Annotated in this window: 11 protein-coding genes, 1 pseudogene and 1 riboswitch; of the genes and pseudogenes, 3 read left to right on the forward strand and 9 right to left on the reverse strand. The window is 72.7% G+C overall.

Annotation, left to right across the window (positions count from 1 at the left end; all coding sequences use genetic code 11):
- Positions 1-25 precede the first annotated feature (25 nt).
- From JRG78_RS02695 to JRG78_RS12660, 4 genes and pseudogenes are all read right to left on the reverse strand, one after another.
- Complete coding sequence (locus JRG78_RS02695) at positions 26-2,125, reverse strand: sigma-70 family RNA polymerase sigma factor (protein ID WP_259607456.1); 2,100 nt, start codon at positions 2,123-2,125, stop codon at positions 26-28.
- Positions 2,126-2,578: 453 nt separating this feature from the next.
- Positions 2,579-3,853 carry an N-acetylglucosamine-6-phosphate deacetylase gene (locus JRG78_RS02700; protein ID WP_259607458.1) on the reverse strand — a complete coding sequence of 425 codons (1,275 nt, stop codon included), beginning with the start codon at positions 3,851-3,853 and terminating at the stop codon, positions 2,579-2,581.
- Positions 3,838-5,013 (reverse strand): family 20 glycosylhydrolase, encoded by a 1,176-nt coding sequence (locus JRG78_RS02705; RefSeq protein ID WP_259608247.1) that lies wholly within the window; start codon positions 5,011-5,013, stop codon positions 3,838-3,840. The genes JRG78_RS02700 and JRG78_RS02705 overlap by 16 nt, the downstream gene beginning before the upstream one ends.
- Positions 4,926-5,165 (reverse strand): annotated as a pseudogene (locus JRG78_RS12660) (glycoside hydrolase family 20 zincin-like fold domain-containing protein); the annotation flags it as partial. The gene JRG78_RS02705 and the pseudogene JRG78_RS12660, both read right to left, overlap by 88 nt.
- A gap of 157 nt (positions 5,166-5,322) precedes the next feature.
- On the opposite strand from JRG78_RS12660, the gene JRG78_RS02715 reads away from it, so the two are divergent.
- The 3 genes from JRG78_RS02715 (at position 5,323) to JRG78_RS02725 (ending at position 8,269) form a co-directional block, all read left to right on the forward strand.
- Complete coding sequence (locus tag JRG78_RS02715; protein ID WP_259607460.1) at positions 5,323-5,826, forward strand: DUF6630 family protein; 504 nt, start codon at positions 5,323-5,325, stop codon at positions 5,824-5,826.
- A 27-nt stretch (positions 5,827-5,853) separates the two neighbouring features.
- Positions 5,854-5,937, forward strand: a riboswitch (ZMP/ZTP riboswitch).
- Positions 5,938-5,998: 61 nt separating this feature from the next.
- Entirely contained in the window at positions 5,999-7,273 is a 1,275-nt protein-coding gene (gene glyA / locus JRG78_RS02720; protein ID WP_259607462.1) for a serine hydroxymethyltransferase, read from the forward strand.
- Positions 7,274-7,381: 108 nt separating this feature from the next.
- Positions 7,382-8,269, forward strand: a complete 888-nt coding sequence (locus JRG78_RS02725; RefSeq protein ID WP_259607463.1) for a bifunctional methylenetetrahydrofolate dehydrogenase/methenyltetrahydrofolate cyclohydrolase — start codon at positions 7,382-7,384, stop codon at positions 8,267-8,269.
- A gap of 22 nt (positions 8,270-8,291) precedes the next feature.
- On the opposite strand, the gene JRG78_RS02730 is transcribed toward JRG78_RS02725, so the two are convergent.
- From JRG78_RS02730 to hpaD, 5 genes are all read right to left on the reverse strand, one after another.
- Positions 8,292-9,008 (reverse strand): DUF6882 domain-containing protein, encoded by a 717-nt coding sequence (locus JRG78_RS02730; protein ID WP_259607464.1) that lies wholly within the window; start codon positions 9,006-9,008, stop codon positions 8,292-8,294.
- A 140-nt stretch (positions 9,009-9,148) separates the two neighbouring features.
- Positions 9,149-9,322, reverse strand: coding sequence for a hypothetical protein (locus JRG78_RS02735; protein ID WP_259607466.1), 174 nt, complete (start codon positions 9,320-9,322; stop codon positions 9,149-9,151).
- A gap of 167 nt (positions 9,323-9,489) precedes the next feature.
- A complete protein-coding gene (locus JRG78_RS02740; protein WP_259607468.1) occupies positions 9,490-10,293 on the reverse strand; it encodes an HpcH/HpaI aldolase family protein in 804 nt (267 codons plus the stop codon).
- Positions 10,278-11,063 carry a 2-keto-4-pentenoate hydratase gene (locus JRG78_RS02745; RefSeq protein ID WP_259607470.1) on the reverse strand — a complete coding sequence of 262 codons (786 nt, stop codon included), beginning with the start codon at positions 11,061-11,063 and terminating at the stop codon, positions 10,278-10,280. The genes JRG78_RS02740 and JRG78_RS02745 overlap by 16 nt, the downstream gene beginning before the upstream one ends.
- A gap of 100 nt (positions 11,064-11,163) precedes the next feature.
- Positions 11,164-12,330 carry a 3,4-dihydroxyphenylacetate 2,3-dioxygenase gene (gene hpaD / locus JRG78_RS02750; RefSeq protein ID WP_259607472.1) on the reverse strand — a complete coding sequence of 389 codons (1,167 nt, stop codon included), beginning with the start codon at positions 12,328-12,330 and terminating at the stop codon, positions 11,164-11,166.
- Between the last annotated feature and the right edge of the window lie 18 nt (positions 12,331-12,348).

The raw sequence follows: 12,348 nt of genomic DNA on the forward strand, positions 1-12,348 counted from the left end.
AGGGTCCATCCGGCGGCGGAAGGGTCTATCCGGCGGCGGCGGCCGGGCCCAGCGCCAGGGTCGCCGGGTCGTCCTCCAGGATGGTCGCCGGGATCGTGCTCGGGAGCGGATCGGAGGCCGGGGCGTCAGCGGGTTCCGGGTCGGTGACGGGGTCGGTGGTCGCCAGCTCCGCTGTCGCCGGCTCTGCGGTCGCGGCGTCGAGGGGCGAGGGATCGTCGGATGCCGCGGAGGCATCGGCCGGGAGGGCCTCGTCCGTGGGCGCGTCCTCGGCGGGATCGTCCGCGGTCAGCCGGCACAGACCGTGCGGCGGCCGGGTGTCGGTGAGTTCGTGCAGAGTCGTGAGCAACGGCTCGCCCGTGAGGTCGCCGGCGACATACGCGATGGCGATCTCCGCGTCGTCGCACATCTGACGCCAGGTGGGGCGCAGCTGCAGCTCGCCCAGGCCGTCGTCGCCGAGCACGACGTCGTCGGCGAGCACGTCGCCGGCCACGTAGGCGGCCTCGACGGTCGCACCCTCGGCGCCGGAGACCGGGATGGCGAAGTACACGTCCCGGGTCGGCACGTCGATGACAACACGGGCGGCGCCGACCTCGGGGGTTCCGGCAGGCAGCTCGGGGCCCGGGTCCTCGCCCGGGTCCTCGCCCGGGTCCTCGCCGGGGTCCTCTCCGGGGTCTTCGCCCGGATCCTCACCCGGGTCCTCGGCGGGGTCCTCGGCGGGGTCCTCCTCTGCGGGCTCGTCCGCGGGCGGCGGTGCCGCGACCGGCGGAGCCGCGAGCGCCGGGGGAGCGGCGGGCGGAGCGACGGGCGCCGCCGGCGGCGGTGCGGGCTCCGGCGCCTCGTCCGCAGGGGGCGACGAGGGGGGCGGCGCGGTCGGCGGCGTCTCGATCACGATCGGCTGGTCCATCGCCATCGACGAGTCCGGTGCGACCTCGGACGCGATCGACGACGGGTCGTCCTCCCCGGCGTTGGGCGGTGAGGTCGCCGGTGCCGCGTTCATCATGCCGGGTGCGACCGCCACCGCTGCGACCACCCCGGCGACCAGGAGCGCCGCGGAGCCTGCCCCGACGAGCGCACCCATCCCGCTGAGCGCTCCGAGCGGGGATCCGCCTCCCGCCGAGCCTCCGCCCGCCGAGCCTCCGCCCGCCGAGCCGCCGCCCGCCGAGCCGCCTCCGGCACCGGTGCCCGCGGGCACGGAACCCGCGGGCACGGAACCCGAGGCCACGGCGCCCACGGCGCCCGTGGTCGCGCCGGCGGCCCCGGTCGCTCCCGTCCCGGCCACCACGGCGCCCTCGATGACGCTCGAGGGCATCGCGGCCAGCGCGACGATGGGGGTGCCGCCGCCCTGCAGGGCGGCGAGATAGCCGCCGGCGCCCGCGGTGCCCAGCACCAGCGGCAGCAGCACGAACGCGAGCCGCCGCGACACCTCCTCGGCCTCGGCGGCCACGATCATGCAGCGCGCGCAGTCCTCCAGATGCTGTTCGAGCCGTTTGCGGTCGCGCGTGCCGAGATTGCCGCGGGAGTATCCGCCCAGCCGCTCGATCGTCCACTGGCAGTCGGACCCGGGGGCCGCGCTGCGCAGGTGCGCCTGGATCCACGCCTCGCGCAGGCCCTCCCTCGCCCGGAAGGCCAGCTGCGACACCGCCCCCGGCTTCATGCCCAGCAGCGGTGCGACCTCCGCCGGCTTCATCTGCTCGATCTCGGTGTACCAGAGCACCTCCTGCCAGCGGGAGGGGAGACTGCGGAACGCCTGCGCGGTCAGCCCGCGGTCGAGGGCCTCGAGGGAGGCCTCGTCGGTGGTGCGCGGATCGGGGACGGCATCCAGCTCGTCCATCGCGGTCTCGCGCTGCGAACGGCCCCACGCGGCCGCGGTGTTGCGGATGCTGGTGAAGAGGTAGGCGCGGAACGAGCCGTTCGGCCCGCCGCCCTTCAGGATCGCCTGGTAGATGCGGGCGTACGCCTCCTGCACGAGGTCGTCCGGATCGATGGACGAGGTCACCGACCGTGCGACGGCGATGCCGGCCGGGTAGTGCCGCCGCCAGAGCTCGCCGAACGCGCCGGCGTCCCCCGAGCGGGTGCGCAGCACGAGGGCCGCATCCGCAGGCCCGTCGGCGGTCTCGTCGTGCACAGTCATCCTCCGGTCGCCGGGCGCGATGGCGCCCTTACAAGAAGAGACGCGTGACGGTCCGGAATATCACGCGCATCGACTCATTCTCCCTCGATTCCCTCCGGTCGGCCACCTCTTTCCCCGTTCGGGGCGGATTCCTGCGTTCGGGGCGTCGGAGTGCCGCCCCAAGGGTGAGAATCCGCCCCGAACGCGAGGGAGGAAAGAAATCTCCGGGACTCGCGTGATGAATCGGCCGGGGCCGCGTCTCATCAGTAGAGCGATCCCGTCGAGCCGTGGCATGCGGTCACGACGGGGCCGGTGGGGATACCGGCGAGGGCCGGGCCCGGTGCCTCGGGGGAGGAGCTTCCGGGCCGGTCCGCTCACACTGGGGATGCGGAGGGCCGCACGCGTCGGGGAGGCGCGGCGGCCCTCCACCCTGTCTCCGGGTAGGCCTTCCGGATGCCCGCAGGCGTCTCAGCGGGCGGGGCGCGTGCCCACCCAGACGCCGCGCACGGCCAGTGCCGCATCCAGCAGCACGGCGTCGCCGGCGTACCCGGGGGCGAGGCGGCCGAGTGTGCCGCCGAATCCGATCGCGGCGGCCGGCGTCTCGGTGAGCGCCCGGACGGCATCCGCCAGCCCCACGCCGGCCTCGACCGCACGTCGCAGGGCGACGTCCTGGGTGAGCGTGGACCCCGCGATCGACCCCGTGTCGTCGGCGCGGGCGACGCCGTCGGTCACCGTCACGGTGACCGCGCCGAGATCGTACGCGCCGTCCGCGCTGCCGGCCGCGGCCATGGCATCCGTGATGAGCGCGACCCGCCCCGGAGCCGCGTCGAAGAGCAGCTTGATGACGTGCGGATGCAGGTGCACGTTGTCGGCGATGCCCTCCAGCACCACCCGGTGGTCGGCGGCGGCCGCGAGCACCGGGCCCGGTGCGCGATGGTGGATGCCGGGCATGGCGTTGAAGGCGTGCGTGAGGATCGACGCGCCCGCCTCGAAAGCGGCGACCGCCGTGGCGGCGTCGGCATCCGTATGCCCGACCGCGGCGGCGGCCCCGGCCTGCACGATCAGCCTGACGGCGTCCAGTCCTCCCGGCAGCTCCGGGGCGACCGTGACCTGGCGTACCGTCCCGCGGCCGGCGTCGAGGAGGAGGCGGACGTCGTCGGGATCGGGGTGGCGCAGCAGCGTGGGCTCGTGTGCGCCGTGGTGACCGGGGTCGAGGAACGGGCCCTCCAGGTGGCTTCCGAGGATGTCGGCGTCCGTCTCGACCATGTCGGCGATCTCGGCGACGCGACGGGCGAGGTCGTCGACGGATGCCGTGACCAGCGACACCACGGCGCGGGTCGTCCCGTGCGCGCGGTGCATGGCCCGGGCGGTGCGGATCGCCTCGGGGCCGTCGTCGAAGGCGGCGCCCGCGCCGCCGTGGCCGTGGATGTCGATGAAGCCGGGGGTGAGGAGCGCGTCCGGTCCCGCGACCGCGGTCGCGTCCACGACCTCGTCGGCGGGCTCCCAGTCTCCGCCGGTGCCGGATGCCACGACGACGCCGTCCTCGATCCGCACCCACGCGTCCTCGGTCACCCGGCCGCCGTCCACCAGCCGGGCGGAGTGGATGACCCGGCTGCCGCGCGTCCCGGTCGTGACGCCCGCGGCGGCCGCCGGATTCCCGGCGTCGCCGGCCCCTCCTGCGGCGTCGCCGGCACCTCCGGGGGGCTGCTCGTTCGGGCGCTCGGGGGTCATCGGCTGCTCCACGGGATCTCCTCGGCGGCGTGGTGATCGATGCCCTCAGACTGCCACAGCGGGGCGAGCCGCCCGACCCGCTCCCGGAACGACTCCCAGGTGCGCTCCGTCGCCGCTGCGGGTGACCAGGCGATCTCCGCGATCGCGGCGACGCGCGGGAAGACCAGCCGGTCGGCGTCGCGCAGGTCGCGCACGGTCTCGGTCCACAGCGGCGCCTCCACGCCCAGCACCGAGGCCGCCGGCAGCGGCAGGATCGCGGTCGGCTCCCAGTCGTAGGCGGTGCGCACATCGACCACGCCCGCCCAGGAGAGCCCGAGCGGGAACTGCTCGTCGTACTTCATGTCCAGGTACGCGGCGTCCGAGGGCGACATGATCAGCCGGCCGCCGCGCTCGACGAAGCGCGACGCCTCGGCGGCGTGCGCGCCCTGCGGGGTGCGGCTTCCCCAGTACTGGCCGACCGTCCCCGGCGCGATGTCCGGGCCGGAGCCCGCCTCGTGCCAGGCCACCGGTGTCTTCCCGAGCTCGACGACCAGCGCGGTCGTGCGCGCCATGAACGACGCGAAATCGGCCGGGTCGGTGCCGAACGCCTCGTCGCCGCCGATGTGCAGCCACGGCCCCGGGGTGAGCTCGGCGAGCTCGGAGAGCACGTCGCGGACGAAGCGCTCGGTGTCCGCCGTGCGGATGCGCAGGCTGGAGTGCCCGACGCCCCAGCCGGTGTACGGCTCCCCGGCGGCGGGGAGCGCCTGTCCGAGCGCCTCGGCGCTGCGCACGAGATCCTCGCTCAGCACCGGCTCCTCCACGAGCTCCGGGTAGGCCACCCCGACCGCGTGGGTGTGCCCGGGCAGATCGATCTCGGGAACCACGGTGATGTGCCGGGCGGCGGCGTGGGCGAGGATCTCGCGGTAGTCGTCCTTCGTGTAGAAGCCGCCCGACTCGCCGCCGACGGAGCTCGCCGCGGCCCGCTCGGTGAGCCGCGGCCAGGAGTCGATCTGCAGGCGCCAGCCCTGGTCGTCGGTGAGGTGCAGGTGCAGGTGGTTGAACTTCGCGCGCTGACGCGGTCGATGAAGGCCTTGACGTCGTCGACGCGGAAGAAGTGCCGGGCCACGTCGAGCATCACGCCGCGGTAGGCGAACCGCGGCGCATCCTCGATCGTCGCGCGCCGTACGCCCCAGGCATCCTGCTCCTGCCCGTCTGCGTGCAGCAGCTGCCGCAGCGTCTGCACGCCGTAGAACAGGCCCGCGGCATCCGCGCCGACGACCTCCGCGCGTTCGGCGACCGTCAGCCGGTGCCCCTCCGCCGGACCGCCGTCCTCGATCCGCAGCACGACGTCCCCGGCTTCGGGCGCACCCGTCCTGCACGGTCGCGGAGCGGGGCAGCGGCACCAGCGAAAGGGGATGCGTAAAGACTATGAACAAAACCTATCGGCCGGCGGGACGTGCGCCAAGGATGACGGCCGGGGACGTCCGGGCGAGAATGGGTCCGTGGATGACGAGACCAGGATCGACGCCTGGAAGCGGCTGTGTGAACTGCTCGACGACGACCCCGAGCTACGTGCGGACGTCCGCCTGGCGGTGGCCGACCCGGACGGCTACGTCGACGCGCACGCGGACGCGCTCCACACGCGCGGCATCGCCTCGCCGGAGGACGTCGACCCATGGCTGGTGCTGATCGACGGGCTGGATGACGCCGGCGCACTGGCGTACATGGACCGCGACGACACCGGGATCGAGCTCGCCGAGGCGCTGTCCGGGGTGCCGCGCGCGATCCGCTCCGGCGTCGACCTCGACGAGATCGGCGACGTGGACGGCGACCTGCCCGCCGCGATCGCGCGCGCGGACGAGCTGCTCGCCCCGTCCGGACTGCGGCTGCTGTACCTCCAGGAGGAGCCCGACGCCTGCCCGCTCGTCGTGGTCCGCGCGTCCCAGGCGGAGGACATCCTGTCCCTGGCCGCCGAGCTGGGACGGTCCGCGCGCGTCTTCCGGTGACGACCGCCGAGCCCGTTCCGCTATGCTTTCCTGCGTCGCGACTGGCGTCTGGGTGGGTCACCACCGGGGAGCGACCCGAACGGAAATCGACCGCGCGCCTGGGCCGATGAGAGCTTCGTCACGTCCGCTGCCGCGGACAGCAACCCGCCTTCTGACATCAGAGGAGAACGCCATGACCGACCCGTACTTCAACGCGCCGCTCGCCGAGGTCGACCCCGAGATCGCCGAGGTCCTCGACCGCGAGCTGAAGCGCCAGCAGACGTTCCTCGAGATGATCGCGTCCGAGAACTTCGTGCCCGTCTCCGTGCTGCAGGCGCAGGGCTCGGTGCTCACGAACAAGTACGCCGAGGGCTACCCCGGCCGCCGCTACTACGGCGGCTGCGAGGAGGTCGACGTCGCCGAGGAGCTGGCGATCGCCCGTGCCAAGGAGCTGTTCGGGGCGGAGTTCGCGAACGTGCAGCCGCACTCCGGCGCGACCGCCAACGCCGCCGTGCTGCACGCCATCGCCCGTCCCGGCGACACGCTGCTCGGCCTCTCGCTCGACCAGGGCGGCCACCTCACGCACGGCATGAAGATCAACTTCTCCGGCCGGCTGTACGACATCGTGGCCTACGGCGTCGACCCGGAGACCTCGACCATCGACATGGACGAGGTGCGCCGCCTCGCCCTCGATCACAAGCCGAAGGTCATCATCGCCGGCTGGTCGGCGTACCCGCGTCAGCTCGACTTCGCGAAGTTCCGCGAGATCGCCGATGAGGTGGGCGCCCTGCTGTGGGTGGACATGGCGCACTTCGCCGGGCTCGTCGCCGCCGGGCTGCACCCGAACCCGGTGCCGCACGCGCACGTGGTCTCCTCCACGGTGCACAAGACGATCGGCGGCCCCCGCTCCGGCTTCATCCTCACCAACGACGCCGAGATCGCGAAGAAGATCAACTCGGCCGTGTTCCCGGGCCAGCAGGGCGGGCCGCTCATGCACGTCATCGCCGCCAAGGCGACCGCGTTCAAGCTCGCCGGGACCCCGGAGTTCAAGGAGCGCCAGGAGCGGGTGCTGCGCGGGGCCGCGATCATCGCGGACCGGCTGTCGCAGCAGGACGTGAAGGATGCCGGCATCGCCGTCCGCTCCGGCGGCACCGACGTGCACCTCGTGCTCGTCGACCTGCGCGACGCCGAGATCGACGGCAAGCAGGCCGAGGACCTGCTGCACGAGATCCACATCACGGTGAACCGCAACGCCGTGCCGAACGACCCGCGCCCGCCGATGGTCACCTCGGGGCTGCGCATCGGCACCCCGGCGCTGGCCACCCGGGGCTTCGGGGACGCCGAGTTCACCGAGGTCGCCGACGTCATCGCCCTCGCCCTGCAGCCGGGCGCCGACGTCGAGGCGCTGCGCGCCCGCGTGGATGCGCTCGCCGCGGCCTTCCCGCTGTACCCCGGCCTGGCCCAGTAAGACCGCCTCCGCAGCATCCGCACGCGCTGAGACTTCTCCTTCCGCACGAGACGGCACGCCGCTCGTCGTGTCTCGTGCAGAAAGGGAAGTCTCGCTGAAGGGAACGACATGACGGCACAGATCCTCGACGGCAAGGCGGCGGCCGCCGCCATCCGGGCCGAGCTCACCGAGCGGGTCGCGGCGCTGAAGGAGCGGGGGATCGTCCCCGGCATCGCCACGGTGCTCGTCGGCGCCGACCCCGCATCCCAGCTGTACGTCGGCATGAAGCACCGCCAGTCCGAGGCGATCGGGATGAACTCGATCCAGCGCGAGCTGCCGGCGGATGCCACGCAGGCCGACGTCGAGGCGCTGATCGACGAGCTGAACGCCGACCCGGCCTGCCACGGCTACATCGTGCAGCTGCCGCTGCCGAAGCACATCGACACCGACGCGATCCTGGAGCGGATCGACCCCGCCAAGGACGCCGACGGGCTGCATCCGACGAACCTGGGCCGGCTCGTGCTCAACGTGAACGGGCCGATCCACACGCCGCTGCCGTGCACCCCGCGCGGCGTGATCGAGCTGCTGCTGCGCAACGACTACGACCTCGCCGGCAAGCACGTCGTGGTCGTCGGCCGCGGCGTGACGATCGGGCGCCCGATGGGTCTGCTGCTGACGCGGCGCGCCATCAACGCCACGGTGACCCAGGTGCACACCGGCACGCCGGACATGTCCCCCTACCTCCGCCAGGCCGACGTCATCGTCGCCGGTGCGGGCGTGAAGCACCTCATCCGCCCGGAGGACGTCAAGCCCGGGGCCGCCGTGCTCGACGTCGGCGTGACCCGCGAGGACGACCCGGAGACCGGGAAGTCGAAGGTCTTCGGCGACGTGCATCCGGATGTGGCGGAGGTGGCCGGCTGGATCTCGCCCAACCCGGGCGGGGTGGGGCCGATGACCGTGGCGCTGCTGATGACGAACGTCGTCGAGGCCGCGGAGCGGGCGGCGAACGCGGCCTGACCCGAACCGGGGCCCTTGCCGGTCAGCCGCCGAGCCGGCTCCGGATGTCGGTGATGCGGGCGTACTCGTCGAAGGAGAACGTGGCCGAGCCCGAGGCATCCGTCACGGTCGCGGCCGAGTAGTCCGCATCCGCCCATTCCAGCTGCCAGGATGCCAACCGGGCGAGATCCCACACCGAGGTGCGCGCATCCGGCAGCGCCAGCCCGGTCAGGATGCGGGGGAGCGCGCTGGCCGCGGCGGACACGGTGAGCGGCTCGAGCGGGGCGTCCAGGAGCAGCACGACGCGCGATCCGCCGGTCGATGCCGTGTAGTAGGGGGAGAGGCCGCTCAGCTCGACGGCGACCCCGCCGATGACGTGCGCGAAACCGGTGATCCACTCCTGGAGGTCGTCCCCGGTGTCCTCGGGGAACGGCACCTCGCCCTGGGTGAGCTCCGGGATGCCGTGCTGCTCGCCGTACTCCCGCAGGCGCGTGGCGACGCCGGACGGGTCGCCCTGCGGCAGCGCCCAGGCCCACATCAGCGAGCGCGGTCCCGGCGCGATCGACGCGACCAGGTGCGGGCGCGCGGTGAGGGTGCGGCCGGCATCCGACTCGGCGGTGAACGTGAAGCGGCCCGCGGCGAGGTCCACGTCCCAGCGGTGCTCGCCGAGCGCCTCGGTGGCGGCGGCGAGCTGATCCTGCCGGAGGGCCGTGAACAGCGCGGCGCGGTCCGCGAGCGAGGTCAGGTCTGCGAAGGTCATGCCTTCAGTCTTACCAGTGTCGCCATGAATCCCCTCCACGTGGCAGCTGCGGACGCGGGGAGGGCGGATGCGGCTGTGCCTCGCGCCGCGGACGGGTGCGCGGATGCCGGAGGCCGTGGCGCTCCGGCATCCGCACCCCGTCACGGACGCGGGGCGTCGTGCTCGACGAAGCTCTCGATCTTCGCGAGCTCGCGCTGACCATCCTCCTTGTAGCCGTACGTGCGGTCCCAGCCGATCGGCGTCACCGAGATGGCGTTGCGGACCACGGAGGCGGTGGCGTCGGCATCCGCCCGCTCCTCCTCGCACGCGGGCACGCCGTCGCAGAGCGCGAGGCGGATGGTGAAGCTGCCGCCGCCCTTCGCGTCGTAGTTGTGGTAGGCGAGCGTCTGCGTGCCGACCGAGGTCCAGACGGCGTGTCAGCACATGCCGGACGCGGTGTCAGGACGTCGCGGTGGCCCTGGCGGCCCGGGTCGCCGCGAAATCAGTACGTCTCGGCGGCCGTATCGCCCGACCTCTTGATGAACCGTGCCGCCAGCGCCTCCGACCCGCGGGCGAGGATGGTGACGTCCGCGCTCGCCGAGAGGAAGTGCGCGCCGTCGGCGAGGTACGCGTCCGCGGTGGCGGGATCGAAGGCGTTCACGCCCACCTTCTTGCCGGCATCCGTCACCGCCTCGAAGACCCGTCGGACGGCGGCGAGCACCTCCGGGTGCGACTGCTGCCCGGGGAGACCCATCGACGCCGCGAGGTCCGCCGGTCCGACGAGCACGCCGTCCACGCCGTCCACAGCCGCGATCTCGGCGGCCGCCTCCACGGCCGCGCCGGATTCGACCTGCACGAACAGCGACACGTGCTCCGCGGCATCCTGCACGTAGCGCTCCACCCGGCCCCAGCGGCCGCTGCGCGCCAGCGCCGACCCGACCCCGCGGATGCCCGCCGGCGGGTAGCGCACGGCGGCGACGGCGGCTCGCGCCTCCTCCGGCGAGGCGACCATCGGCACCAGCACGTTCTGCGCACCGGTGTCGAGCACCTGCTTGATCACCACGGGGTCGTTGAACGGCACCCGCACGATCGCCGGCACCCGATACGCGGCGATCACCTGCAGCTGCTGCTGCACCGTGGTGATGGTGTTCGGTCCGTGCTCCATGTCGATCAGGAGCCAGTCGATCCCCGACCCGGCGCAGATCTCCGCCAGCAGCGGGGACCCGGTGCTCAGCCACATGCCGATCAGCGCGCGGTCGGCGTCGGCCAGACGGTCGCGGAAGGTGGGCTCTAGACGAAGCGGCATTCGATGGTCCCCATCTCGCGGTAGTCGCACAGCACGCGGTCTCCGCGCGACACCCACATCGGGCGCGTGAACGATCCTGCCAGGATGATCTCCCCGGCCTCCAGCCGCGCGCCGTGCTGGTGGAACTTGTTCGCCAGCCACGCCACGCCGGTCGCCGGGTGCCCGAGTACGCCCGCCGCGACCCCGGTCTCCTCGATCTCGCCGTTCTTGGACAGCACGCCGGGCACCCAGCGCAGGTCGATCTCGTCCGGCCGCCTGCGCTCCGAGCCGAGCACCATGGCGCCGTAGGCGGCGTTGTCGGCGATCGTGTCGACGATCGTGCGGCCCTCCAGCTCGATGTGCGAGTTCAGCACCTCGAGCGCGGGCACCGCGTAGTCGATCGCGGCGAGGGCGTCCTCCAGGGTGCAGTCCGGACCCTCGAGCGGCTGCTTCAGCACGAACGCCAGCTCGACCTCGATTCGCACGTTGGAGAAGTGCTCCACCGGGATCTCCGCCCCGGACTCGTACACGGTGTCGTCGAACATCACGCCGTAATCCGGCTCAGTGATCCCGGTCGCCTGCTGCATCGCCTTCGAGGTCAGGCCGATCTTGCGGCCGACCAGGCGGCGGCCGGCCGCGATCTGCGCGTCGCGCCAGACGCCCTGGATGGCGTACGAGTCCTCGACCGTGGCCTCTGGGTACCGGGCGGTGATCCGGGGGATCACGCCGTGCGTGCGGTCGGCCTCGGCGAGCTCCGCCGCCAGCTGCGCGATCGTCTCTTGCGACAGCATCCGTTCCTCCTGTGTCAGTGTTCCGCGTTCTCCCGGCACAAACAGACGCCCGGGGGTCAGACGCCCGGGGGTCAGACGCCCGGGGGTCAGAGCGCCCGGGTCAGAGCTGGTGACCCAGCTTGTACTCGCCCTGCTTCCACTCCGGCATGGACGCCTCGCCCTCGTCCGGGCGGGTGTAGGAGAACCCGTCGGCGCCGATCGTCACCGCCATCTCCGAGGAGTCGGTGCGGGCGAGCACCGGCTGCGGGTTCCCGTCCAGGTCGAGCACGAGCGAGGCATCCGTGTACCACGACGGCACCACCGGGTTGCCCCACCAGTCGCGGCGCTGGTTGTCGTGCACGTCCCAGGTGATCACCGGGTTGTCCGGGTCGCCGGTGTAGTAGTCCTGCGTGTACACCTCGACGCGGTGCCCATCCGGGTCGCGCAGGTACAGGTAGAACGCGTTCGAGACGCCGTGGCGGCCGGGACCGCGCTCGATGGCATCCGACCGGCGCAGCGCACCGAGCTTGTCGCAGATCGCGAGGATGTTGTGCTTCTCGTGCGTCGCGAAGCACACGTGGTGCATGCGCGGGCCGTCGCCGCCGGTCATCGCGGTGTCGTGCACGGTGGGCTTGCGGCGCATCCACGCCGCGTACACCGTGCCCTCCTCGTCCTGGATGTCCTCCGTGACACGGAAGCCGAGGTCCTGCATGAACTTCACCGCGCGCGGCACGTCGGGGGTGACCTGGTTGAAGTGGTCGAGGCGGACCAGCTCCCCGGGCTTGTGCAGGTCGTAGCGCCACGACATCCGCTCCACGTGCTGGGTCGAGTGGAAGAACTCGTACGGGAAGCCGAGCGGGTCGACCACGCGCACCGAGTCGCCGATGCCCTTGACGAAGCCGTCGGGGTTGCGGCGGACGTCGCAGCCGAGCTCGGTGTAGAACTCGACGGCGCGGTCCAGGTCCTGCGGAGTCCGCACCCGGTACGAGAACGCGGCGACGGCCGCGATCGGGCCCTTGCGCAGCACCAGGTTGTGGTGGATGAACTCTTCCGTCGAGCGCAGGTAGATCGCCTCGTCGTCCTCCTCGGTGACGTACAGCCCGAGGATGTCGACGTAGAACTCGCGGGATGCCGCGAGGTCGGTGACCACCAGCTCCATGTACGCGCAGCGCAGCACGTCCGGCGGGGTCGACTTGGGCGTCGGGGTGGGGTTGTCGGGGTGGATCGGCGCCTCCTGGCTCACGTAGAAGCCGGAGGAGGTGAGGGTCATGTCGTCGCGGTTGGTCATGTCAGCGTCCTTGCTCGT

The sequence above is a fragment of the Microbacterium sp. EF45047 genome (assembly GCF_028472845.1).
Classification (GTDB): domain Bacteria; phylum Actinomycetota; class Actinomycetes; order Actinomycetales; family Microbacteriaceae; genus Microbacterium; species Microbacterium neungamense.

Bases quoted from the DNA above. Each gene is read 5' to 3' on its own strand.
- glyA (WP_259607462.1), top strand. From the start codon at position 5,999: ATGACCGACCCGTACTTCAACGCGCCGCTCGCCGAGGTCGACCCCGAG.
- JRG78_RS02740 (WP_259607468.1), bottom strand. From the start codon at position 10,293: ATGCCGCTTCGTCTAGAGCCCACCTTCCGCGACCGTCTGGCCGACGCC.
- JRG78_RS02745 (WP_259607470.1), bottom strand. From the start codon at position 11,063: ATGCTGTCGCAAGAGACGATCGCGCAGCTGGCGGCGGAGCTCGCCGAG.
- hpaD (WP_259607472.1), bottom strand. From the start codon at position 12,330: ATGACCAACCGCGACGACATGACCCTCACCTCCTCCGGCTTCTACGTG.
- JRG78_RS02725 (WP_259607463.1), top strand. From the start codon at position 7,382: ATGACGGCACAGATCCTCGACGGCAAGGCGGCGGCCGCCGCCATCCGG.
- JRG78_RS02730 (WP_259607464.1), bottom strand. From the start codon at position 9,008: ATGACCTTCGCAGACCTGACCTCGCTCGCGGACCGCGCCGCGCTGTTC.